This window comes from Caloramator sp. CAR-1 (assembly GCF_030546345.1).
In the GTDB taxonomy this organism is placed as follows: domain Bacteria; phylum Bacillota; class Clostridia; order Clostridiales; family Caloramatoraceae; genus Caloramator; species Caloramator australicus.
Window position 1 is genome coordinate 40,719 of the sequence record NZ_JAUONW010000012.1, and the last position, 24,523, is coordinate 65,241.

27 protein-coding genes, 3 tRNA genes, 1 pseudogene and 1 riboswitch are annotated in these 24,523 nt (G+C 31.9%); of the genes and pseudogenes, 11 read left to right on the forward strand and 20 right to left on the reverse strand.

Going from position 1 to position 24,523, the window contains the following annotated elements; genetic code table 11:
- The first annotated feature begins 53 nt into the window (after positions 1-53).
- From pckA to Q3V94_RS03935, 6 genes are all read left to right on the forward strand, one after another.
- Positions 54-1,634 (forward strand): phosphoenolpyruvate carboxykinase (ATP), encoded by a 1,581-nt coding sequence (gene pckA, locus Q3V94_RS03910; RefSeq protein WP_303525302.1) that lies wholly within the window; start codon positions 54-56, stop codon positions 1,632-1,634.
- A gap of 152 nt (positions 1,635-1,786) precedes the next feature.
- Positions 1,787-2,212: a YaaR family protein gene (locus Q3V94_RS03915; protein ID WP_008909355.1), complete on the forward strand. Its 426-nt coding sequence runs from the start codon at positions 1,787-1,789 to the stop codon at positions 2,210-2,212.
- 61 nt (positions 2,213-2,273) lie between these two features.
- Positions 2,274-2,348 (forward strand) — tRNA-Glu (locus Q3V94_RS03920).
- Positions 2,349-2,420: 72 nt separating this feature from the next.
- Entirely contained in the window at positions 2,421-2,792 is a 372-nt protein-coding gene (locus tag Q3V94_RS03925; RefSeq protein ID WP_008909356.1) for a phage holin family protein, read from the forward strand.
- Between the two features lie 133 nt (positions 2,793-2,925).
- Positions 2,926-3,930, forward strand: coding sequence for a class II fructose-bisphosphatase (gene glpX / locus Q3V94_RS03930; RefSeq protein WP_303525306.1), 1,005 nt, complete (start codon positions 2,926-2,928; stop codon positions 3,928-3,930).
- Between the two features lie 151 nt (positions 3,931-4,081).
- Positions 4,082-5,332: a transposase gene (locus tag Q3V94_RS03935; protein ID WP_303525307.1), complete on the forward strand. Its 1,251-nt coding sequence runs from the start codon at positions 4,082-4,084 to the stop codon at positions 5,330-5,332.
- Between the two features lie 150 nt (positions 5,333-5,482).
- Here the strand turns inward: Q3V94_RS03935 and Q3V94_RS03940 are convergent, their stop codons facing one another.
- From Q3V94_RS03940 to aroC, 11 genes are all read right to left on the reverse strand, one after another.
- Positions 5,483-5,812: an SPOR domain-containing protein gene (locus Q3V94_RS03940; protein ID WP_303525308.1), complete on the reverse strand. Its 330-nt coding sequence runs from the start codon at positions 5,810-5,812 to the stop codon at positions 5,483-5,485.
- 148 nt (positions 5,813-5,960) lie between these two features.
- Positions 5,961-6,443, reverse strand: a complete 483-nt coding sequence (locus Q3V94_RS03945; protein ID WP_303525310.1) for a C40 family peptidase — start codon at positions 6,441-6,443, stop codon at positions 5,961-5,963.
- A gap of 2 nt (positions 6,444-6,445) precedes the next feature.
- A riboswitch (cyclic di-AMP (ydaO/yuaA leader) is annotated at positions 6,446-6,578 on the reverse strand.
- A 56-nt stretch (positions 6,579-6,634) separates the two neighbouring features.
- Positions 6,635-7,276, reverse strand: a complete 642-nt coding sequence (locus Q3V94_RS03950) for a lactate utilization protein (RefSeq protein ID WP_008907573.1) — start codon at positions 7,274-7,276, stop codon at positions 6,635-6,637.
- Positions 7,277-7,789 carry a GNAT family N-acetyltransferase gene (locus Q3V94_RS03955; protein ID WP_303525312.1) on the reverse strand — a complete coding sequence of 171 codons (513 nt, stop codon included), beginning with the start codon at positions 7,787-7,789 and terminating at the stop codon, positions 7,277-7,279.
- Positions 7,790-7,982: 193 nt separating this feature from the next.
- Positions 7,983-8,066, reverse strand: a tRNA-Leu gene (locus Q3V94_RS03960).
- A 47-nt stretch (positions 8,067-8,113) separates the two neighbouring features.
- Entirely contained in the window at positions 8,114-8,647 is a 534-nt protein-coding gene (locus Q3V94_RS03965; protein WP_303525314.1) for a lytic transglycosylase domain-containing protein, read from the reverse strand.
- On the reverse strand, positions 8,640-9,251 hold the full coding sequence (gene coaE, locus Q3V94_RS03970; protein WP_303525316.1) for a dephospho-CoA kinase: 612 nt from the start codon (positions 9,249-9,251) through the stop codon (positions 8,640-8,642). Before coaE ends, Q3V94_RS03965 begins: the two co-directional genes overlap by 8 nt.
- A gap of 8 nt (positions 9,252-9,259) precedes the next feature.
- Positions 9,260-11,812, reverse strand: coding sequence for a DNA polymerase I (polA, locus tag Q3V94_RS03975; RefSeq protein WP_303525318.1), 2,553 nt, complete (start codon positions 11,810-11,812; stop codon positions 9,260-9,262).
- 115 nt (positions 11,813-11,927) lie between these two features.
- Entirely contained in the window at positions 11,928-12,707 is a 780-nt protein-coding gene (locus tag Q3V94_RS03980) for a hypothetical protein (protein ID WP_303525321.1), read from the reverse strand.
- Positions 12,704-13,258 (reverse strand): RNA polymerase sigma factor, encoded by a 555-nt coding sequence (locus Q3V94_RS03985; protein WP_303525324.1) that lies wholly within the window; start codon positions 13,256-13,258, stop codon positions 12,704-12,706. The genes Q3V94_RS03980 and Q3V94_RS03985 overlap by 4 nt, the downstream gene beginning before the upstream one ends.
- On the reverse strand, positions 13,218-14,411 hold the full coding sequence (aroC, locus tag Q3V94_RS03990; protein WP_303525325.1) for a chorismate synthase: 1,194 nt from the start codon (positions 14,409-14,411) through the stop codon (positions 13,218-13,220). The genes Q3V94_RS03985 and aroC overlap by 41 nt, the downstream gene beginning before the upstream one ends.
- Before the next feature lie 159 nt (positions 14,412-14,570).
- Between aroC and Q3V94_RS03995 the strand changes: the two genes are divergently transcribed.
- Positions 14,571-14,888, forward strand: coding sequence for a hypothetical protein (locus Q3V94_RS03995; RefSeq protein ID WP_303525328.1), 318 nt, complete (start codon positions 14,571-14,573; stop codon positions 14,886-14,888).
- A gap of 45 nt (positions 14,889-14,933) precedes the next feature.
- Positions 14,934-15,020 (forward strand) — tRNA-Leu (locus Q3V94_RS04000).
- 8 nt (positions 15,021-15,028) lie between these two features.
- On the opposite strand, the gene Q3V94_RS04005 is transcribed toward Q3V94_RS04000, so the two are convergent.
- Positions 15,029-15,208, reverse strand: coding sequence for a hypothetical protein (locus Q3V94_RS04005; RefSeq protein WP_303525330.1), 180 nt, complete (start codon positions 15,206-15,208; stop codon positions 15,029-15,031).
- Between the two features lie 152 nt (positions 15,209-15,360).
- On the opposite strand from Q3V94_RS04005, the gene Q3V94_RS04010 reads away from it, so the two are divergent.
- Positions 15,361-16,074 (forward strand): hypothetical protein, encoded by a 714-nt coding sequence (locus Q3V94_RS04010; protein ID WP_303525331.1) that lies wholly within the window; start codon positions 15,361-15,363, stop codon positions 16,072-16,074.
- A gap of 21 nt (positions 16,075-16,095) precedes the next feature.
- Here Q3V94_RS04010 and Q3V94_RS04015 read toward each other — a convergent pair whose 3' ends face one another.
- The 4 genes from Q3V94_RS04015 to thpR are packed head-to-tail and all read right to left on the reverse strand — an operon-like array spanning position 16,096 to position 18,928.
- Positions 16,096-17,508 carry an aminopeptidase gene (locus tag Q3V94_RS04015; protein ID WP_303525334.1) on the reverse strand — a complete coding sequence of 471 codons (1,413 nt, stop codon included), beginning with the start codon at positions 17,506-17,508 and terminating at the stop codon, positions 16,096-16,098.
- 40 nt (positions 17,509-17,548) lie between these two features.
- The gene (locus Q3V94_RS04020; RefSeq protein WP_303525337.1) at positions 17,549-18,109 is read right to left on the reverse strand and encodes a 5-formyltetrahydrofolate cyclo-ligase; all 561 of its coding nucleotides are present in this window, start codon (positions 18,107-18,109) and stop codon (positions 17,549-17,551) included.
- Positions 18,110-18,123: 14 nt separating this feature from the next.
- Positions 18,124-18,366, reverse strand: a complete 243-nt coding sequence (locus Q3V94_RS04025) for a DUF896 domain-containing protein (protein ID WP_303525339.1) — start codon at positions 18,364-18,366, stop codon at positions 18,124-18,126.
- Between the two features lie 13 nt (positions 18,367-18,379).
- Positions 18,380-18,928, reverse strand: coding sequence for an RNA 2',3'-cyclic phosphodiesterase (gene thpR, locus Q3V94_RS04030; RefSeq protein WP_303525341.1), 549 nt, complete (start codon positions 18,926-18,928; stop codon positions 18,380-18,382).
- A 375-nt stretch (positions 18,929-19,303) separates the two neighbouring features.
- Here thpR and mtnA point away from each other — a divergent pair, with 375 nt between their 5' ends.
- The gene (gene mtnA / locus Q3V94_RS04035) at positions 19,304-20,332 is read left to right on the forward strand and encodes an S-methyl-5-thioribose-1-phosphate isomerase (protein ID WP_303525342.1); all 1,029 of its coding nucleotides are present in this window, start codon (positions 19,304-19,306) and stop codon (positions 20,330-20,332) included.
- A gap of 4 nt (positions 20,333-20,336) precedes the next feature.
- On the forward strand, positions 20,337-20,990 hold the full coding sequence (locus Q3V94_RS04040; protein ID WP_303525343.1) for a class II aldolase/adducin family protein: 654 nt from the start codon (positions 20,337-20,339) through the stop codon (positions 20,988-20,990).
- A gap of 22 nt (positions 20,991-21,012) precedes the next feature.
- Here the strand turns inward: Q3V94_RS04040 and hydF are convergent, their stop codons facing one another.
- The 4 genes and pseudogenes from hydF to Q3V94_RS04060 form a co-directional block, all read right to left on the reverse strand.
- The gene (gene hydF, locus Q3V94_RS04045) at positions 21,013-22,206 is read right to left on the reverse strand and encodes a [FeFe] hydrogenase H-cluster maturation GTPase HydF (protein WP_303525344.1); all 1,194 of its coding nucleotides are present in this window, start codon (positions 22,204-22,206) and stop codon (positions 21,013-21,015) included.
- A 12-nt stretch (positions 22,207-22,218) separates the two neighbouring features.
- On the reverse strand, positions 22,219-23,640 hold the full coding sequence (hydG, locus tag Q3V94_RS04050) for a [FeFe] hydrogenase H-cluster radical SAM maturase HydG (protein WP_303525346.1): 1,422 nt from the start codon (positions 23,638-23,640) through the stop codon (positions 22,219-22,221).
- 14 nt (positions 23,641-23,654) lie between these two features.
- Positions 23,655-23,900 (reverse strand): TM1266 family iron-only hydrogenase system putative regulator, encoded by a 246-nt coding sequence (locus Q3V94_RS04055; protein ID WP_303525357.1) that lies wholly within the window; start codon positions 23,898-23,900, stop codon positions 23,655-23,657.
- 351 nt (positions 23,901-24,251) lie between these two features.
- Positions 24,252-24,523 (reverse strand): annotated as a pseudogene (locus Q3V94_RS04060) (transposase); the annotation flags it as partial.

Below are 24,523 nucleotides of genomic sequence, written 5' to 3' on the forward strand. Positions count from 1 at the left end.
GTAAAATAATATTAGGAAGGTATTATCCTAATATTATGCTAGGGGGAATTAAAATGTCTTTAGCTGAACATTTAAGAAGTTTGAATTTAATAAACTTAGGTAATGTATATTATAATTTATCACCTTCAAAACTTGTAGAACATACGATTAGAAGAGGAGAAGGAAGCTTAACTTCAACAGGAGCTTTAAATATTAATACTGGAAAATATACAGGAAGATCACCTCAGGATAGATTTATTGTTGATTACCCCGAAATACATAAGAATATAAATTGGGGAAAGGTTAATAAACCAATTAGCCCGGAAGTTTTTGAAAGGATATATGCAAGATTAGCTGCATACCTTCAAAAGAAGGATGTTTATGTATTCGATGGGTTTATTGGGGCTGATATAAGATACACCCATTCAGTTAGATTTATCAATGAACTTCCAGCACATAATTTGTTTGTAAGACAGCTTTTTATAAGGCCAACAGATAAGGAAATTGAAAATTTTGTTCCACAGTTTACAGTAATAAGTGCTCCAAATTTTAATTCCATTCCAGAGCTTGATAAAACTAATTCAGAAGTATTCGTAATTCTTGACCTTGTAAAGAAAATAATAATTATCGGCGGAACCCATTACTGTGGAGAATTGAAAAAGTCGATGTTTACAGCAATGAATTTTATGTTGCCTATGGCTAATGTTCTGCCAATGCATTGCTCTGCAAACGTTGGTGAAAACGGGGATGTAGCTCTATTCTTTGGACTTTCTGGGACAGGAAAAACTACCTTGTCAGCCGATCCTGAAAGAAGACTTATTGGAGACGATGAGCATGGATGGTCTGAGGATGGCATTTTCAATTTTGAGGGCGGATGCTACGCAAAGTGTATAAATCTCTCAAGGGAAAAGGAACCTCAAATTTACGATGCAATCAAGTTTGGTGCATTATTGGAAAATGTAGTTCTTGATGAGAAGGGCAATCCTGATTATTCGGATGATAGATATACTGAAAATACAAGGGCAGCTTATCCAATAGAATATATTCCAAATGCAGTTTTAGAAGGAACAGGCGGACATCCAAAGACGATTCTGTTCTTAACAGCTGATGCCTTTGGAGTATTGCCACCGATATCGAAGCTAACTAAAGAACAAGCAATGTTCCATTTCATTTCAGGTTATACAAGCAAATTAGCAGGGACTGAAAGGGAAATCGTAGAACCTCAAGCAACCTTCTCCTGCTGCTTTGGAGAACCCTTTATGCCTATGAATCCTTCAGTTTATGCTAAAATGCTTGGGGAAAAAATAACTAACCACAATGTAAATGTTTACTTGGTTAATACAGGCTGGACTGGAGGACCATATGGTGTAGGAAAAAGAATGGATTTATCCTACACAAGGGCAATGGTTAGGGCAGCTATAAATGGAGATTTAGAAAAGGTAGAATATTTTGAGCATCCGATATTTAAGGTATTAGTTCCAAAGAGCTGTCCAAACGTTCCAGCAGAAATATTAAATCCAATAAATACATGGGAATCCAAGGAAGAATATAACAAGTATGCAAAGGACCTTGCAATAAGATTTTATGAAAACATCAGGAAATTTGAGGATTTAACTGATGATATAATTGAAGCTGCACCAAGTATTTCGCTATAATTATTTTGCTATAATGTAGATAATAAAGACACAGAATTATGAAATTCAATTTGTCATAATTCTGTGTCTTTTTTAGGCAAACAGCATCCCTATTGAAGAATATTATGAAAGATATTAAAATAAAATTAAGAAAAATTATAGGGGTGCAAGACATGCAAATAAGGAAGATTAATTTAACAAAGACAAATAACATAAGTCCATCAAATAAGACAAAAGTAGACAGCGATTTTTCTTCAGCACTTGACTTAGCAAACAAGGAACAGACTGAAGGGCAACTGCAAAAGCTACTTAATGAAATCGATATCCTTGGAAAGCGTTTAATTGCTACAAGAAGCCTGGAGGATGCAAAAAGGTATAAATTAAAGGTTCAGGAATACTTATCCTTTGTAATAAAAAATGCTTATATCTTAAAAAGAGAAGTAGGGCCATACAATTATGGAATACATATTAAGATTGAGGTGATAAATAGCAAAATAGATGAGCTTACAAGAGGATTAATTGAGTCTCAGAGGGATATAATAAACTTAGCAGATAGAATAGAAGAAATAAAGGGACTTTTAATAGATGTCTATAAATAATTTTTTATTGGTCTTTACAAATAATAGAAAATATTATATAATTTTATTGAAAAAAGAATATGGTCCCATGGTCTAGAGGTTAGGACACCGCCCTCTCACGGCGGTAGCAGGGGTTCGATTCCCCTTGGGACTGCCAAAAGTGCCTTATAGGCACTTTTTTTTGTATATTTTTTGCTTTTTTGACCAAAATACTAATGGAGGTGTTACTATGGGTGAAAATAGAGAAAGAAAAAACGTAAATATTTTTTCAATCATCATTAAGTTTTTAGTAAATGCTGTTATTCTTGTTATTGCAAGCTTTTTAGTTCCTGGCTTTAGGGTTGCTGGATTTGGAACAGCAATATTAGCTGCTATTGTTATTTCAGCGCTTGATTATCTTATTGGATTAGTATTTAAACTGGATGCTTCACCCTTTGGCAGAGGAATTGTAGGTTTCTTAATAGCTGCAATCATTATTTACTTAACTCAATTTATTGTGGCAGGTGTGTCAGTTACAGCATGGGGGGCTATCCTGGCTGCACTGGTAATAGGCATTATAGATGCAATAGTTCCAACGGACGTTTTCTCACAAGTATCATAAAAATATCCCATAAAGGTTTCCTTTATGGGATATTTTTATGTGATAAACTATATTTTAAATAATATATCTTATATTTCATTTTACTATTCAATATGATATAATAAAAACAGAAATTTTATCTTGGAGGGACGCTATGGAAAAGTTTGATATTGCAATGGGGATTGTGAGGGTAACAGAGGCTGCTACACTTGCATGTTCTAAATTATTAGGAAAAGGTAATATTGAAGAGGTGGATTTAGCTGCAGCAAATGGAGCTAGATATGCCTTTGAATTATTGCCTATCAAGGGGAGAGTTGTAATAGGAGAAGGGGAGATAAATAAATCTCCGATTCTTTATATAGGTGAAAAAGTTGGGCAGTGGAAGGATGGGCAAACAGAATATGATATTGCAATAGATCCAATAGATGGGAATATACTTGTTGCTAAAGGAAGACCTAACGCAATAAGTGCTATCGCACTTTCAGAAAAGGGGAATATTTTCAGAGCACCCCAAATATATATGAAAAAGATAGCTGTTGGTCCTAAGGCTAAAGGTGCAGTAGATTTAAATGCAACTTTTGAAACAAATTTAAAAAATATTGCAGAAGCTTTAAATAAAGATCTGAAGGAATTAACTGTGATGGTTCAGGATAGGCCAAGACATGAGGAGATTATAAAAAAAGCAAGGGAAATTGGTGTAAGAGTCAAGATATTCGGTGAAGGAGATATAGCAGCTGCTCTTGCGACAGCATTTGATGATACAGGAGTAGACGTTTTATATGGAATAGGTGGAGCACCTGAAGGCGTTCTGGCCGCTGCAGCACTAAAATGTTTGGGTGGGGAAATTCAAGCAAAACTAATGCCACAAAACGATAGACAGCTTGCAATGTGTAAAAGGGCTGGGATGGAAGATATAGAGAAGACTTTAACAACCGATGACCTTATAAAGGGCGATGATGTTTACTTTGCAGCTACTGCAGTGACAGACAGCGATCTTTTAAAGGGAGTTATTTACAAAGGAGATACAGCTTTTACACATTCAGTTGTAATGAGACAAAGAACAGGAGTTGTAAGGTTTGTTGATGCCATGCACAAGCTTGAAAAAAGCTTAATTCATTTTAAAGAGGATCAGAAGTTTCGCAGATTAAAAAATAAATAGGGCGTAGCCCCTTGATATGTAATGGTTTAGATGAATAATAATTGAAATATGTAAATTCCGATTTTTACTGGAAAAAATTTAGGGTTTAAAAATGAAAACATCCTTTCTATAATGAATTTTGCTACAAACCCAATAGAAAGGATGTTTTGAGATGAACAAACGTTATTTAAAACAAATGCTCACCTACTTCTCTAAGGTATACCATCTTGGAGAAAAAATCAAGGGGTTAAAAGATGGAAGAATAAATCCTCAAATTGAAACTTCAACTATTTCATTTATAGTTCTGTTCACATTTATCTGTAGACTTAAAAGTTTTAATAGACTCGAACATTGGTTGGAAAAAGGAAGATTTAAAAATTTATTTCCAAAGAAAACAAGATTGCCCCATATTGACGCCGTTAGGCGTTCCTTAAGTAGTTTTGATATAAACAGTTTGAATGATATGCATGATCATATAATAAAAACTATATTTAAAAATAAGGTATTTAGAAACGGTACAGTAGATGGAATAAAGGTTGCCGCTATTGATGGAGTTGAGATATTTGAAAGTACTAAAAAGAGCTGTGAAAAATGCCTTACCCGTGTTGATAAACAAGGAATAACTCATTACTTCCACAGAGCAGTTGTTTGTGCAACTGTGGGTTCTGATCCCCATACTGTATTGGGTTATGAAATGTTAGAACCTAAAAAAGATTGTTCTGATAAAGATGAGGGTGAAATTACCGGAGGTAAAAGACTCATTAGAAAGCTTTATGAAAAATTTCATCACTTTGCAGATGTTATAGTTACAGATGCTTTGTATTGCAAAGCATCATGGATTAAAGAAGTCCTTGCAATTGGAATGGATGCAGTTGTTAGAGTAAAAGATGAAAGGCTTCATATTGTTAAAGACGCATTAGGATTGTTTCAAAGCCGTGAGGCTAACAAACAATGGATAGTAAATGAGGGAAGCACAAAGAAAATTATTGTTAGTGCTTGGGATGATGATGGATTTGAAATGACTGGTATGGATATTAAGGTAAGATTTATAAGATTTTTAGAGGAGATTCATGAAGGCGATAAGAAAGAGTTAAAAGAAGTCTGGATTGTAACCACCAACAAAAATATTTGTACTGAGACTATACGGAAGATAATTCATAAAAGGTGGGACATTGAAAATAATGTATTTCACCAATTGAAAACAGAGTGTCATTTTGATCATTGCTATTTGCATAGCCCTACGGGCATAGAGGCTATAGTTGGATTCATGATAATAGCCTTTAACTTAACCCAATTATACTTTTTTAGAAACATTCGAGGATTCAGAGAAAAAAGGCTTTTGCAGATAAATATAATAGAAGATTTGAAAGATGAAATGTTGATAATTATGAATTGGATTAATCCAATTTTTAACACTGCATAGTCGATAATAAAATTGGAAATACAGCTTTTCATTATGATGGGGAGGGGGAAGGTGTATCTATATACATGGCCTACGGCCTTTTTCCCTTCCAAAATTTCAATAAAATAGAAAAAATCTAATTTCCTATAAAGAAAAAAGCTTTACTGGAAATTAGATGCGAAATCTCTGATTATTATTTGATAATTCGACATTTTTTATTATATATGATAAATTTAAATTAATCAAATAGTTTTCATAAATTTTTATACCATCTTTTATATAGTCAATCCATGAAATAACATGATATTTCCCATTAATATCTACATAAGTTGCCGTTACGTTTTTAGCATTCAGTGCTTTAACCAAATTTTCAGCATTCTTTCTTTCATTAAAACAGCCTAATTGGACTAAATAAAATGTTACCTTTTGATTTGTATCTATTTTAATATCATCGTGATTTTCAACCCTTTTAGAAGTAAACATAATTTTTCGATCTATCATAAATGCAAAAATTGTTGAAAATATAAAAATAGTCAGAAACATTATTATGATATTTTTCTTAAAATCATTTTTTTCTTCCAATTGGACCCTAATATATCTCATACCCTCAACCCCTAATTTAATACAGAAAAATAGATAGAGCATTGCTCTATCTTAATATTCTGACTGCACCTCTATATCTTTTTGAATAATAGGGTTCACTTAAGCTTGTTATAGTAACGTATCCCTTACCAGACGATGCATGAATAAACTTACCATTTCCTATGTAAATGCCAACATGCGATATTCCCCTTTTGGATGTTTGAAAAAACACTAAATCCCCCGGCAACAATTGTGATTTTAAAATTTTTTGTCCTGACGTAAACTGTCCATAAGAACTGTGGGGCAACTCTATCCCAAAGGATTTAAAAACATAAGATGTGAAACCTGAGCAGTCAAAGCCCGAAGGTGATTGTCCAGACCACTTATATCTTATCCCTAAAAATCTTTTAGCATAACTAACCAGCTGTGGTCCTCTTGATATTGCTTGTCGATTATTCCTCGCATCATTAATATTAGCATTGACTTTAAAATTAAATAAACAAACAGTTAAAAGTAAAATTGTTGGTAAAAACATTCTTTTTCTTTTCATTATTCTGCTCCTTCCTATGCCTCCGGAGTTAGCTGACGGGTTCGGGAAGAAGGAATTCCCTACTGATAATACTTATCAGATTCACCCCAAAATATGGTTCCTCCGTACCCATTTGGGATTCGGCATTATCTCTCAACTATTATATCAATATGCGTAAAATTTGTTCAATATATGTTAAAAAAATTTAATTATTAAAATCCTAATTCCTGTTTTACTAAGATAATAATTCCCCTTCCCTTTACGTTTTGTCTATAAGTTACTACATAGTGATTGCAAATTCTCTCTGGGGAATTACAATCTAAACATATCCCTTTCTCAACACATGGCGTTTTTCTTGATAGTCTTTTTGCATTTATTGGAGATGCATAATTTCTAACTCTTGTGTATGCTTCATTAAGATCCCTAACAATTTTATTTATTCCAGCAATAATAATAACTTTTTTAGGGCCATATATCATTGCCGCAACTCTATTGCCGTTACCATCTAAATTTACAAGATATCCTTCCTCAGTAATAGCATTTGAACTTGTTATGTAATAATCAGCAAAAAACGATTTTCTGTAAAGTTCCGCAATATCATCAGGAGTTAAGCCTTCTTTATATCTATCTAGCAGTGTTATATTACATTTTCTAAGATATTCTATTATTCCTCCGTCAATTAGAGTCATTGAACCTCCAAAGGATACAGTGCTCTTCTCTTCAATAATATTCTTTAATATTTCCTTTACATTTTCTATGTCTTCAGCAATAAAAACTTCATAATTATTTTTTTCAAGTGATTGTTTTACCCTTTCTAATTTCTTTTCCAAATACCAATTTACATTTTGATTCATTTATTTTACCCCCTTTACCAATATATTAACTGGTCTATCTTTTAATTTGAAATAATTTGATACTCTTTCGATGGTATAACCATTTTTAAGCCAAAAATTTTTACTGCCTTTGTTTTCCTCTGACACAACTACGCAAAACCTTTGTATACTATACATAGTTTTTAAATAATCTTCTACTAGACCGAGGATATAAGTTCCTAATCCTTTATTTCTTAATTCATATTTTAAAATAAAGGTCATAAACCACGCCTCGTGAATAGATTTTTTTTCTACTCTTCCTTTAATTATTCCCACCATTTTAAAATCTTGATATATTCCGCAAAAAAATTCTAAAGGATTAACAAGACTTTCCATATACCTTTCTTTTATAAATCCCAAATCAATTTTTTTATTAATTCCAATAGCTTCTAGATTACTTTCATCAGAATTAATGCATTCCACAACATCCTTTAAGGAATCTAAAGAAACATTTTTAATAACAATGCTTTTGTGGAAAATATTTATATGTAACAACCTATCACCTACTTAAATATTTACTATTTATTTATATTCAACACAAATGTGTAAAATCCTTTTAAAAATTATTGTTAAAAATATAACTTATCATTTATTATATGGCTCTTTAGATTAGACAAAATGTGTATTTATTCTGTTTGAGGTATAAAAAAAAAAAAGACCTTGTTATACAAGGCCTACATGTTCAATTTGGTGCGGAGAGCGGGACTTGAACCCGCACGGGATACCCACACGCCCCTCAAACGTGCGCGTCTGCCGATTCCGCCATCTCCGCTTGACACAATATATATTAGCAAAATTAATCTTTTTTGTCAACACTTTTTATAAAATTTCGTTTTGATAAATCCATTTATAAATCATATAATATTTTTTTACTTTTTTAATGTATAGTTTTGTTTCTTTAAATAACATCTCTTCTTTGAGCTTATTATTTATCATCCATTTTCTAACATTTCCTTCCCCGGCATTATAGGCAGCAAGAGCTAAATTTAAATCATTTCCAAAATCGTTGTATAACTTTTTAAAATAAAACACACCATATTTTATATTTTTTTCCGGATCAAATAAATCCGCATCCTTATAGTTTTTTTCTTTCAATAAATTAGAAATGTATCTGCCGGTATTAGGAGTTATCTGCATAAGACCTACTGCACCTTTATGGGACAATGCAAATTCATCAAAATTGCTTTCAGCCTTTATAAGTGCATATATTAAGTAGGGGTCAACATTATATTTTTTAGAATACTTTACAACATACTCACTATACTTTATCGGATAAAAGATTTTAAAAATATTTTTTAGATTTAAAAATAAAATTAGAAAAAGTAATATAATAAATAACTTCCGTCTATTCATTCATCTCCTCCATACTTAAAATGCTATTTATAATGTAGTCCAATTGTTTCTTAGTATTCTCTAAATCTTTGCTATTATCTATTATATAATCAGCATACTTTTTCTTTTCTTCAAAATCCATCTGGGAATTGATCATTTTTATAGCTTGTTCATAAGTTAATCCATCTCTTTTCATTAGCCTATTTATTTGAGTTTCTCTGTCGCAATAAACAAGCAGGACAAAATCAACGTGTTTGTAAAATCCTGTTTCTATCAGCAATGCTGCATCTACTACACATAATCTATATCCCTTTGTATTATAAATTTTTATTTTTTCATTAATTCTTTTAAGGATTTCAGGATGAGTTATTTCATTCAAAGTTTTTAGCTTTTCATTATCATTAAAAACTATTTCCCTTAGTCTTTTTCTATCGATTTCTCCTTCAGGGTTTAATATTTGAATTCCAAAACTTTCAATTACCCTATTAAAGGCTACCTCTCCAATTTTTAAGATCTCCCTCGAAATCATATCTGCATCAATAATTGGAAACCCCTTTTCCTTAAGCATTTGTGAAACTGTTGACTTTCCCGATGCAATACCACCAGTTAATCCTAAAACTATCAAAATATCACCTACTTTGCATTATACCAATTATCTCCTACATGGATATCAACCACAAGTGGAACAACAAGTTTAACGGCGTTCTCCATTTCATATTTAACTAATCTTTTTACGTTTTCTAATTCGTCCTTATAGGTTTCAATAATCAATTCATCATGAACCTGAAGTATTATTCTTGACTTTAATCCTTCTGTCTTTAGCCTTTTGAAAACTTTAATCATTGCAATTTTTATAATATCTGCCGCAGAACCTTGAACAGGTGTGTTCATAGCCAGCCTTTCTCCGAGCATCTTAACTGTTTTATTGGTTGAACGAATCTCCGGAATATACCTTATTCTATTCATAAGTGTTGTTACATATCCCTTTTCTTTTGCAAAATCAACAATCCAGTCTAAATAATTCCTTACTCCTTTGTATCTCTCAAAATAATTTTCGATATATTCCTTAGCTTCTTTTCTTGATATTTTTAAATCCTTTGCTAAGCCAAAATCTGATAAACCATAAACTATACCAAAATTTACTGCTTTTGCTCTGCTTCTTTGTAAAGGAGTTACTTCCTCCATTTTAACCCCAAAAACTTCTGATGCAGTTCTAGTATGAATATCCTGTCCTTTTGTAAATGCATCTATTAGGTTTTCATCCTTAGAAAGGTGTGCTAATACTCTAAGCTCAATCTGTGAATAATCGGCTGATAAAATGACATAGTCATCATCTGTAGGAACAAAGGCCCTTCTAATTTGCCTTCCTTGTTCTAATTTTATAGGTATATTTTGAAGATTAGGTTCCGTGCTTGAAATTCTTCCTGTGGCAGTAACTGTTTGATTAAAGTTAGAATGTATTTTCCCATCCTCAGAAATTGCATCCATTAAACCATCAATGTATGTTGTTTTTAATTTTATTAATTGTCGATATTGTATTATCTTTTCAATGATTGGATGGTGGGGCAGTAATTCTTCAAGGACCTCTGCATCAGTCGAATATCCTGTCTTAGTTTTTTTAATCACAGGAAGATTAAGTTTCTCAAATAAAATAACTCCAAGTTGTTTTGGCGAATTTATATTAAATTCCTCGCCTGCAAAATCATATATCTGTCCTGTTAATATATCTATTTCCTCGCTTAACTGAAACCCTATTTTGTTTAAAGTTTCCTTATCAACCTTAAAACCATTGATCTCCATTTCAGCCAACACTTCTACAAGTGGTAGCTCAATTTCTTTGTATAAGATTGCAAGGTTTAGTTTGTCAATTTCTTCCATGAGTTTTTCCTTTATTGTAACTATATTATTAATAAAAACCCCATAGCAGTAAAGCAACTTTTCTTTGCTTATATTTCTATTTAAATATTTATTCACTATATACTCTACTGAGTAATCGTTTAATGAAGGATTAAGGACATAGGCAGCTATTTCCGCATCAAAATCTAAGTTTTTTATCTCTACTTGTCTTTCTTTTAAATACTTATAAGCTATCTTTGATGAATATGTATTTTTTATTATTTTTTCATCCATAAATATGTCATAAAATTTATCAATTAATGCTGCAGGAATTATTTTAAAATCCCTTACTACCATTCCTATTACTTTTTTATTTTCTTCTATTAAGCAAAAATCAAATTGTCCTTCTTTAAATATTTCTTGCTTTATCTTTTCAATCTCGCTTAGATCATCAACAAATTTTATTTCTTCTATTTTAGATTCATTTTCCTCTTTTTTAATTTTAGATATTATACTCTTAAATTCATACTTTGTTAAAATGTCTATAACTTTATTTAAATCATATTTTAAAATGCCTTCATTTAAATTAATTTCTATTGGAACATCAATTTTTATTGTCGCAAGTTCCCTGCTAAGATATGCAACTTCTCTGTTTTCCAATAATAAATTTTTAATTCTTTCTGGTTTAATTTCATCAATATTTGAATATATATTATCAAGATTTCCATATTGATGTAATAACTTAAGTGCTGTCTTTTCACCGATTCCTGGAACTCCAGGGATATTATCAGATGCATCTCCCATCAAAGCTTTAAGGTCAATAATATTTTGAGGTTCAATGCCAAACCTTTGTTTTATTTCTTCTACACCATATACTTCAAGCTCAGTTATCCCTTTTTTTGTCATTAATACCGTTATATTATCATCAACAAGCTGCAATGCATCCCTATCCCCTGTAATTATATTGACCTTAAAATCATTATTTGAAAATCCTTTAGAAAGCGTCCCTATAATATCGTCAGCTTCATATCCTTCTAACTCTAAAATTTCTATATTAAAGGCACGTAATATTTCTTTAGTAGGTTCTATTTGCTGTGCCAACTCATCAGGCATTTTTTTTCTTCCCGCTTTATATTCAATAAATTTTTCATGCCTAAAGTTCTTCTTACTTTTATCAAAGGCAGCAATAACATAATCTGGATTCATTTCCTGGATTATTTTAATGAGCATAACAGTGTATCCATAAACCGCATTCGTAGGTTGCCCCGTTGATGTGTTCATTGGAGGCAATGCATAAAAAGCCCTATTCAATAGACTATTGGAATCTATAATTATAATTTTCTTAGTCATAACCTTCTCTCCTTAAATTAATTTTTATATATTAAATTATATATTAAATTCTCAATTATGTTAAATGAAACAAAAAAATTCCCTTGCCAAATTTGGCAAGGAGGAATTGATAGGGTTATTTTAAAACTAGTTTTATGTTAATTTCATTAACATCGTTTGAAACTTCGTTTACTGTTTTAAGTTCTATACCGTTATTGCTTAAAAATGCTTTTAGTTCTTCAAATTTATCTTTATTTATGGAGTAAATTTCTTCTGAAACCTTTACTGCATTTGATAATAAATATTCAACTATTTGTGTATTTTCTTTGCTGCAAATAATTTCATAATTATATACTAAAGTTGTAGACTTTAGAGAAGTCTGAAGGTTATTGTCATTTGCTTTAAAGTCGTATTTATCTGAAGAAGCTACAACAAGAACATCTTCCTTTTGAGATTCTTTGGCGTTATTTTCTATATTATTTACATTAGAATCTTTCACATTTTTCTTTAGAACTGGCTTAGTCTGTCTATTAGTTTTTGTCACATTGGTTTTATTATCCTTTACTGTAACTTCTACTTTTTCATCTACCTTTTCGTTTTCTGAAACTATGTTTTCTATATTAACCTTTTCCTTTTGATTATTTATTTCAGAAACTATCTTAACTTCAGATTCTTTGTTTATACTTCTATTAAAGTATGTTCCTATACCTATTGCAAATATAAAGACTGCAGCTGCTGCTGATACGTATCTTCTAAATAATAATTTGTTTCTATATCTTCTTTCCGTTGTTCTAACTTTATTCATAACTATTTCATGCATATTTTGTGGCGGCGTAATTTCTAAACTTTTCAAAAGACCTCCCTCAAAATCCTTTTCATCGTTAAAGAGATTTGAAATGTAATTTTGTTCCTTCATGCTTTTTGCCCCCTTACAATACCATTCTTTATTAATTCCTTCTTAAGTGCCTCTCTAGCACGGTTAAGTCTTGATTTAACAGTTCCAACCTCGATGTTTAATATCCCTGCTATTTCTTGATATGAAAAGCCATGCACATCCCTTAAGACAATAATTGTTCTAAAATCCTCATTTAACTTCAAAATGCAATTTTTAATTATATTCCTAAGTTCATTAGATTCATATGTATCTTCGGTATTATCTATAGTTTCACCTTCGATGGCTATATATTCATCCAATGAAAGGTCTTCTTTTCTTTTTTTGATGTAATCCAAACAAGTATTATAGGTAATTCTATAAATCCAAGTTGAAAGTTTACTATCGCCTTTAAAGTTTGAAATAGATCTATATATTTTAAGAGCCACTTCCTGAGTAACATCCATTGCGTCATGCTCATTTTTTAAAATATAATACGCTATATTATATATTTTGTTTTCATATTGTTTAAATAAAGATTCAAAGGCATCTTTATCATTTTCCTTGCACTGCTGAATTAATAATGTTTCCTCCATAATATACTCCCCTATCAACCCTTAAATAATAATGATAATAAGAATTTAAAATATCTTCTAAACTGTCCCCCGAAAATTTATTTAATATTTCTTTTGCTATTTCAAAGGCCAATACACTTTCAGCTACAACTGCTAGAGCTGGAACAGCACAAACATCTGATCTTTCGTATCTGCTTTTTACTTTCTCTCCTAACAAATTAACCGTTTCAAATTCTTGTCTTATGGAAGGAATCGGCTTCATATAAAGGCGAACAACAAGCGGCATACCATTTGTTATTCCGCCTTCAATTCCTCCTAAGTGGTTGGTTTTTCTTTTAAATCTTCCATCTTCATAAGTTATTTTGTCATTGAATTGGCTTCCTAAAATGTTTGGAGCTTCAAAACCATCTCCAATTTCTACAGCTTTAACTCCCTGGATAGACATCATTGCTCCTGAAATCATATAATCCATCCTTCTATCATAAAAGGAATAGCTACCTAATCCATGTGGAACATTAAAGGCTATAACTTCTACAACTCCCCCCAGGGTATCACCAGCCTCTTTAATATTTTCAATCAATTTTATCATTTCCTGCTCTTTTTCTTTGTCTAAACATCTTACTGGGGACTTTTCTATTCTATATACTATTTCATCTGAATATTCCTCAATTATTGAATCATCGGCAACATTACCAATTTTAACCGTCCTGCTAATAAATTTGACGTTAAAATTTTTTAAAAGTTCCATACAAATTGCACCAACTGCAACTCTTATTGCAGTTTCTCTTGCACTTGCCCTTTCAATAACATTTCTTATATCATCCAAATTATATTTTAAAACTCCATTGAGATCTGCATGACCTGGCCTTGGAACAATAATCTTTTCCTTATATTCCTTTTCTATATCCATGATTTCTTTCCAATTTTCATAATCTTTGTTATGGATAGCTATGCATATTGGTGCCCCGGTAGTTTTGCCACCTCTTATCCCTGATATCACTTCAATTTTGTCATTTTCTATAAGCATTCTTCCTCCTCTACCGTATCCCCTTTGTCTTCTTGCTAACTGTCTATTTATATTTTCTATATTTATTTCAACATTTGATGGAAATCCTTCTATGATAGCCACTAACATTTTGCCATGGGATTCACCTGAATCTAAAAATCTTAACATACCCATCACCTTTTCGACATTTTTTGACTTATTTTGTATTTCACTTCTAACCTAAGAATATTTTACCACAACTAATTATAAATTGATATTGTTAATATATTCATTTATTGGTATAATAATTTTTGTAACTGCTTTACTTTTTTATGAAAGGGGAATAATATGTTTTGGACTCAACTTGGAATTATTTTAGCTATCGTATTGTTTTCATTAGTTCTTTTTAATTTTTTGCGTCCCTATATTTTTAAATACAATGTTAAAAAGCATCATTTAATCATATTACTTATCATATTCTTTATTTTACCTCCGTTTTTAGGTAATCTTTATAAACTTCCTATTGTTCAATGGCTTCAAATGATTATCGTTTCGTTGATTACTTTAACCTTTGTTGATCTTATTAGTTTTGAAAAGATAAACAAAAAAAAGGAGGTCATTGGCAGACCAAAGCCAAAACCAAGAAGGGCAAAAAATAATAAATAATATATTGACTGAAGTAAAATTCCATGTTAATATATAAATGTCCTTGCCGAAGTGGTGGAACTGGCAGACGCGCCGGACTCAAAATCCGGTGGGGTAACACCCGTGCGGGTTCGACTCCCGCCTTCGGCACCAAAGGTGGCTTATATGCCACCTTTTTTATTTATATTCTCCTGATATTTGTTTACTTCCTCAATACAATCCTTAAATCCTTTTATATATCCCCTTTCATAATCATCACTTTTATTAGCATCAATTTTTAATACCATGACATATAGTCGTTCCAATAAATATACTATTAGACAATCTTTTTCAATAAGCATATAACCTATCCCCCTTGATATTTTTAATTATTTTATTCGCAACTTAAAAATTTGTGATAATATTCAGATAAATTTAGTATTTATTATTAGCAGTTTTTATTTTAAAACTTTCTCAATGAAGTATAATATAATTAAGAGGTGGAGGTGTAAAAATGGATAACCTAGAAAAAAATTTAATTATATATGATGAAAGAGAATCCCTTAACGAAAAGATAATTGAAAGAGAAATAGAACAATTTAAACTTATTCAAAACTTCATAAAAAGCCAAATGAAGGAAGGAGAAGATTACGGTAAAATTCCCGGAAGCCCAAAGCCTAGTTTATTTAAACCAGGGGCTGAAAAGCTGTGTAATTTGTATGGCTTTACAATAAACGTTGATATACTAGAAAAAGTTGAAAATTGGAAGGAAGGTTTTTTTTACTATCTTTGCAAATGTTCCTTAAGAAGTAAAAAAACTGGAGAAATAATCTCTGAAGGATTAGGTTCCTGCAATAGCAAAGAAACAAAATTTGCAAGACAAAATCCCTATACAATTGTAAACACCATATTAAAAATGGCCAAAAAAAGAGCCTTAATAGATGCTACTCTATCAGCGACAAGGACTTCTGGAATTTTTACTCAAGACATTGAGGATATGGAGGAAATGCTTATTACAGATGAGAATGTTGAAGTTAAAGAAGAAAAGGTTGACTATGCAACACAAAATCAAAAAAATTATATAGCAAAACTTGCAAAGGATAAAAATATAAATGATGAAGACCTCAAAAAACTAACTCAAGAACTTACAGGCAAAAATGAAAGCAAAGAATGGACCAAAGATGACGCTTCTAAGATAATACAGGAACTTAAAAACTATCAAAAATAAAAGGCAGGGACAACCTGCCTTTTATGCATACTGTAAAAATACCTTGTAAGCTTTATAAGTTTCATAAATATCAGCTTTACTTGCTATTTCCCAAGGAGCATGCATGCTAAGAAGTGCTACACCGCAGTCTACAACTTCCATTCCATATTCAGCAAGTATATAAGCTATTGTTCCGCCACCGCCTTGGTCAACTTTTCCAAGTTCGCCAGTTTGCCAAGTTATATTATGCTTGTTGAATAGGTCCCTTAGATAACCTAAAAATTCTGCATTAGCATCGTTACATGAATATTTTCCTCTTGAACCTGTATACTTTGTTATTACTATACCTTTGCCCATATAAGCTGTATTTTTTCTTTCAAGAACGCTTGGATAAATCGGGTCAAAAGCAGCAGTAACATCAGATGATAGCATCTTTGAATTTGCAAGGCATCTTCTTAATTTCAACTCTGAATATTCACCCATCAATTCCATAACTTCTGCAACAACATTTTCAAAGAATCTTGAATGCATTCCTGTTGCTCCATTGCTTCCAATTTCCTCTTTATCTACAAATAGCGCCACACATGTTTTTTCTGGTTTTTCAATCTCCAATATTGCCTCTAAAGAAGTATAAGCACAAACTCTATCGTCATGACCATAAGCCATTACCATGCTTCTATCTAAACCAACATCCCTTGCTCTACCAGCTGGCACAATTTCAAATTCTGCAGTAACAAAATCCTCTTCATCAATTCCATATCTTTCGTTTAAAATTCTTAAAATATTTAATTTTATTCTGCCCTTTACCTCTTTGTCCTCTATTGGTCTGCTTCCAATAAGAACATTTAGATCTTCTCCTTCAATACCCTTTGCTAATTTCTTTTCCATTTGATCCGCAGATAAGTGTATTAGAAGGTCGGTTATGTAAAGAACAGGGTCATTTTCATCTTCTCCAATAACTATGTTAACCTTTTCTCCACCCTTTTTTACAACAACGCCATGAAGGGCAAGCGGTATTGTTACCCATTGATATTTTTTAATACCACCATAATAATGTGTTTCAAGTAAAGCAAAACCTTCGTCTTCATAAAGTGCATTAGGCTTTAAATCTATTCTTGGTGAATCTATATGTGACCCGACTATATTCATTCCTTTTTCCATGGTAGTTGCACCAATTACAAATAAAGCTACTGCCTTTTCCTTGTTAACTGCAAAAACTTTATCCCCTGCTGAAAGTTTCTTATTTTGTGCAATAGCATCGTTTAAATCGATAAAACCTTTTTCCTTTGCCATCCTAACTATTTCTGCTGTAGCTTCTCTTTCAGTTTTTGCCTTATTCATGAAGTCCTTATACTTTTCAGCAAAATCCATCATTTCCTTAACTTCATTTTCCCCAATCTTATCCCAAACATATTCATATTTTTTTGTAAGGGTTTCAAGCTTATTGTGTTCCATATACTTACCTCCTTAAAATTTAGTCAATTTAATTCTATCATTAAATTTCGGTAAATTCAAACACTTCATTCTCTGTCACTATAGCATCCATCTTGGCATCATATTCTTCATTAAAAACAGAATCACAAATTTGAAATGAGTAGCATACACCTATTTTTATTCCTCTATAATCAGAAAGAAATCTATCATAATATCCTGCTCCATAGCCTAATCTATAACCCGACCTTGAAAAGGCAACACCAGGAACTATTACAATATCGATATCTTTTTTATTGACTATTTCAAAAATTTTGGGTTCAAGTATTGCATATTCACCTGCTTCTAAATCATCAAAGGATTTAATTTTACATGGCAAGATAGTATAAGTTTCTTTAATGGATTTAGGGAAAATAACTCCAATTTCCATATCAAAACAAAATAAAGCAAGTTTTAGAGTAGAGACTTCATTTTTTATAGGATAATAAAGCATTATGTTTTTAATCTTTTTATCTTTAAGTATTTCAATTAATTTATCCATTATTTTATTACTTTTTGTTTCTACTTCATCTTTAGACATTTCTAATCGCTTTTTAATCAATTCCCTTCTTAATTCTTTTTTCATATAATCACCCAAATTTAATGCTTATGTTGGCAATGCTCATGCCCACAAGTGCATTTGTTTTCTTTTTGAAGTTTTTCATACTCTTCCAGCGTCACAATTTTTATATTATCAAGCTGTGCCTTTAAGCTTTCTTTTACTGAATCCACATAAAGTCTTCTAAGATATGCTTGTTCCTCCTTTTCTTCCTCTGTTAGTGTTCCTTCTACTTGTTTTTTATAAAGTTCATTAATTCTTTTAATCTGTTCCTTTGTAATCATAACATCATCCTTTCTAACGTAAATATAGTGTTTTTAAAGGAGTATAAACTCTTTTCCTATCTATCTCTTCACTTTTCATGATAACAATTTTATCAAATATTATCTTATCAATGCAAATATCTTCTAATTTGCCCTTTAATTCAGCAAAAGGGATCTTAAGCTCAACATCCTGAGCTATCGTAACATGGGGAATAAACTTATTATCCCTTTTAAATCCAAACTTGTTTGTAATATCATCTACCCTTACTGCAATTTCTTTAATTTTTTCAATCTCGCCCCATACATTTAAAAATATCGTTTTAATATTATTGCCACTTCTAAAGGCATCAATTCCCTTTAAATAAGCATTTATTTTGCTAATATCTTTAAAGTTTTTAATTAGTTCCTCATAAATTTCATATATAGTTTCGTTATCTGTTTCACCTAAAAATTTAATTGTTAGATGGAAATTATTTATGTGCTTAAATCTCCCCTTAAATGAATTCTCCTTTATAAGAGTTTGAACCTTTGCTATTTCCTCCTTCGTTCTTTTATCAAACTCAAAGGTAATGAAAGTCCTCAAAATATCACCACCAAATATTTAAAATTACCATTAAATAGTGCTATAATTATATACTAAAGTAAAAAAATAATAATGTAAACAACTTTAAAGATTGAAATTGATGAGGATAGCCATAATTTCCGAAGTGGATGCTTAATCTCCTGTTATACCCTTACAATACTTAATTAAGAATACTATTTAAAAGTTAATTAGTATGACTAAGGGTAAAGGTTGTCCTTGCAGCGAAAACTAATTTATGTTATGCTACTATTGCATTGGTTATGAGCTATATAAAAAATTGTTTCTCAATTAGTAAATAAAACTCTATTAAATAATCAGACAATTAACAATATGCAACTCAAGAACTTATAAGTTTAAAACAAAGGGGAAATAGAAATGAAACCGATAATTTGGTCTAACTTTAAACTTAATCTTTTAGATCAAAGGCTCCTTCCGATAGAAGTTAAATACATAGAATGTAACAGTTTCATGGATGTAGCAGAATGTATAAAAAGTATGGTGGTTAGAGGAGCACCTGCTATTGGAATAGCAGCAGCATATGGAGTTGTTCTTGGTGCAAAGGAAGTTTACTCAAATGATAAAATAAAATTTGAAAAGAATATGCAAAGGGTATTTGAAACATTAGCCTCAACAAGGCCAACAGCTGTTAATTTGTTTTGGGCATTAAGTAGGATGAAGGATAAATTTTACTCTGCATTGCAAAATGACAATGAAAATATAATTACACTATTGGAAAATGAAGCCAATGAAATATTTAATGAAGACCTTAAACTTAATAAAAAAATTGGAGAGTATGGTGCTAAGTTGCTTCCTAATAAATGCACTGTTTTAACCCACTGTAACGCTGGTGCTTTAGCTACAGCAGGCTGGGGAACTGCCCTGGGCGTTATTAGAAGTGCTATAGAAATGGGTAAAGAAATTAAAGTTTTTGCAGATGAAACAAGGCCACTTCTTCAAGGTGCAAGATTAACTGCCTTTGAACTGATGAGCGATGGAATAGATGTTACATTGATATCCGATAATATGGCAGGTTATGTAATGAAGCTTTGTTTAATTGATGCAATAATAGTTGGTGCTGATAGAATAGCTGCTAATGGAGATACAGCAAACAAAATTGGAACCTATTCCCTATCTGTCCTTGCAAAGACTCATAGCATTCCTTTTTATATAGCTGCGCCCTACTCTACCTTTGACTTAAATATAAAAAGCGGCGCAGAAATACCAATCGAAGAGCGTAGCCATGAGGAAGTAAGACAAATATTTAATGTTAGAATTGCTCCAGAAAACGTTAAAGTTTTCAACCCTTCCTTTGATGTTACGCCTAACGAAAATATTACTGCTATTATCACTGATAGAGGAGTTATCTATCCTCCCTTTGAGGAAAATATTAAAATCATGAGGTGATACAATGGACATTGAAAGTCTGAAGAAAGAATTAATTTTTTATGGCCAGGAGATAAAAAGATCCGGTCTTGTATTTGGAACCTGGGGAAATATAAGTGCAAGATTAGAGGATAAAATTTTAATTACCCCGAGCGGTATTCCCTATGAAAAACTGACTCCAGAAGATATAGTAATTTGTGACATGAATTGCAATATAATCGAAGGGAATCATCGTCCATCAACTGAATTGCCTGTTCATTCAGAAATATATAAATGTAGAAGCGATGTTAAGGCTATTATACATACCCACAGTATTTATGCATCTGCTATTGCTGTTACAAGGAAAAACATCCCTGCAATCATAGAAGATATGGCTATGATTATAGGTGGAGAGGTTCCTTGTGCAAAATACGCCTTTCCTGGAACATCTGAACTTGCAGAGAATATTTTAGAAGTATTAGAAAGTAAAAACGCTGTATTGCTGGCAAACCATGGTGCAATATCCCTCGGAAGAAATTTAAAAGAAGCATTTAATGTTTGTCAAATACTTGAAAAATCAGCAAAGATATATATCCTTGCAACCCAAATTGGAATGCCAAAACCCTTAGCAATAGAAGAAGTTGAAAAAATGAGGGATATTTATCTTAACATATATAGCAAAAATGAAATGATAAAATAAGGCTGCATATTAATTTGCAGCCTTATTTTTTAAACACCTCAATAACCCTGTCTAAAATTCCATTTATTTCTGCTATAGCCACTCCATAATTTGTAATAGGCACATTTTGTTCAGAACATCGTATTATCCTTGTCATAAGTTGTTTTCTATTAAACATGCATGAACCACAATGAACTACAAGTTTATACTTTGTTAAATCTTCTGGGAAATCCACACCTGCATTAACAGTAATGTTTAATTTTCCACCTGCTTTTTCCTCAAGCCACTTTGGTAGTTTTTGTCTACCAATATCCCCCTCTAAAGGATGATGGGTGCAGGCCTCTGCAATTAAAACATTATCTCCAGGTTTTAACTCATTGATTTTTTTGGCCCCTTGAACAAAATATTCAAGTTCACCCTTATATCTTGCAAACAGTATTGAAAAAGAAGTTAAGGGAACATCCTTTGGAATAATAGAATTTACTTTAGCAAAAACTTGGGAATCAGTAATCACAAGATCAGGTTTTTTATTTAAAACCTTTAATGAATCCTCAAGTTCACTATCTTTAACTATGATTGGCATTGCATCATGATCTAGTATATCCCTCAATACCTGAACTTGTGGAAGAATTAATCTTCCCTTAGGTGCTTGTATATCCTGTGGGGCAACAAGCAAAATCAAATCTTTAGGTTTTATTATATCTCCAACTATCGTCTCCCTTTCATAATCCTTTGGTGCATTAATTTGAATTAATTCTTTTAGTTTTCCAATATTTTGTTTATTTTTTGCACTTACCTTTACAAAGGGAATGTCAAAGTCATTTTGCAATTCTTCAACATCAATATCATCTAAATCAACCTTATTTATTACACCAATAACTGGAATATTTCTTTCTTTTAAATCATTAAACCATTCTTTTTCCAAGCTAAAATCTTTACTTTCAGCAGTAAAAACTAATATCGCAAGATCAGTTTTGTCCATAACTTCTTTTGTCTTTTTTATTCTTAGCTCTCCTAATTCTCCTTCATCGTCAAGTCCTGCTGTATCAATTATCACTACAGGTCCAATTGGTAACAGCTCCATAGCCTTATAAACCGGATCTGTAGTTGTCCCCGCAAAATCTGACACTAATGCTATCTGCTGACCTGTAATAGCATTTATTAAGCTTGATTTTCCTGCATTTCGTTTCCCAAATATCGCTATATGAAGTCTATTTGCCTTTGGTGTATCCTGCATAGAATCCACTCCTTAGAATCTTAAATCTCTTTCTCCATCCTCAATTCTCTTTAATCTCTCAATAGTTGCCTCTCTAGCTCTTTCATTTGGTATTTCATCAAGAGCCTTTTTTATTGTTTCTTCACCAATTTCTCTTGCCTCTTCATCCCCATAATCCAAAAGAAATTCTTTAAAGGTTAAAATTGCATTAGGTTGACAGACATTATGAATTTGTCCTGTTTTTGCAAGTCTCATAAATCGTTCGCCTGTTCTTCCTTCCCTATAACAAGCCGTGCAATAGCTTGGGATGTATCCTCCCCTGCATAAACTCTTTATTATCTCAAGTGGTGATCTGTGGTCCCCAACTTCAAATTGAGGTTTTTCATCCTCCTTATGAATATGCAGTTTGTATTCTTCCACATATCCTCCAACTCCAGTGCAGGAACCTGCACTAATCTGTGATATTCCAAGTCCAATAACTTCGTCTCTAAAATTTGGTTCTTCTCTTGTCGACAAAATCATTCCAGTATAAGGGACAGCAAATCTTAATACAGCAACAATCTTTTTAAAATCCTTATCGCTAACAAGATAAGGGAAATTTTCTAACGATACACCCTCTGCCTCCCTAAGTCTTGGAACAGAAATCGTATGGGGACCTACACCATAGGTATTATCAAGATGCTCAGCATGCATAAGCATAGCTATAGTATCGTATCTATAGTCATAAAGCCCGTATAATACCCCGATTCCAACATCATCAATTCCTGCCTGCATTGCTCTATCCATAGCAGTTGTATGATAGTCATAATCATGCTTTGGGCCAGAAGGATGCATCTTTTCATAGGTTGGTCTGTGGTATGTTTCCTGGAACAGGATATAAGTTCCTATGCCTGCTTCCTTTAATTTTTTATAGTTTTCAACTGAAGTTGCAGCAATATTTACGTTTATTCTTCTAATGTTTCCATTTTCAAATTTAATGGAATAAATAGTTCTAATGCAATCTAAAATATAATCGATAGAACAGTTAACAGGATCTTCCCCAGCCTCAAGGGCAAGCCTTTTGTGTCCTAAGGATTCTAAAATCTTTACCTCTTCAACTAATTCATCCATTGTAAGCCTTCTTCTTTTAAAAGATTGATTGGTATGTTTATAGCCACAATAGTAGCAGTTATTTACACAATAATTGCTTACATATAGCGGTGCAAAGAGGACAATTCTCTTTCCGTATATTTTCTCTTTAATTTTCCTTGCAGTTTTAAACATTTCATTTAGAATATCTTCATCTTCAACATGTAGTAATACTGCAGCTTCCCTATGGGTTAGCCCTTTGCACTCCTTTGCTTTTTGTAAAATTTCCCTTACATATGACTTATCCTTCGATTTTTCCTCTCCAAATTCCATCGACTCTATAATTTCTTCATGAATTATAAAGTCTTCAGCTTTTATATCCTTCATAATTTGCCTCCCATTCAAATTTTTGATAATGCGGTTTTTACATTAACACCTTCCACTTTACCGAGCTTTCCTGTCATTGAACTTATCTCATCTGTAGTTCCGTCAACTATAAGTGAAATAATGAATATCCCCCTGTCCCTATAAGGTATACCCATTCTTCCAACAATAATATTAGAATAGTCATGTAGTATAGCATTAACCTTATAGGTATTATCAAAGTTTTCAATTACAATGCCCACAACACCAATTCTCTTTTCCATAGCAACCTCCAAAAAAAGCCCTTCAGCAAAAGCTGAAGGGCTAATTTACTTCCCTACCCTTTTGCTCGGACACCTCCTTGCAATCGGAAAATGCTTATCCATTATTTCGGAAGCTCCAAAATAACGGACTTAAGTTAATTATATAACATAGTTTTTTGAAAATCAAATAAAATAATCCTCTTTCAGAGATTTCGCATCTAATTTCCAGTAAAGCTTTTTTCTTTATAGGAAATTAGATTTTTTCTATTTTATTGAAATTTTGGAAGGGAAAAAGGCCGTAGGCCATGTATATAGATACACCTTCCCCCTCCCCATCATAATGAAAAGCTGTATTTCCAATTTTATTATCGACTATGCAGTGTTAAAAATTGGATTAATCCAATTCATAATTATCAACATTTCATCTTTCAAATCTTCTATTATATTTATCTGCAAAAGCCTTTTTTCTCTGAATCCTCGAATGTTTCTAAAAAAGTATAATTGGGTTAAGTTAAAGGCTATTATCATGAATCCAACTATAGCCTCTATGCCCGTAGGGCTATGCAAATAGCAATGATCAAAATGACACTCTGTTTTCAATTGGTGAAATACATTATTTTCAATGTCCCACCTTTTATGAATTA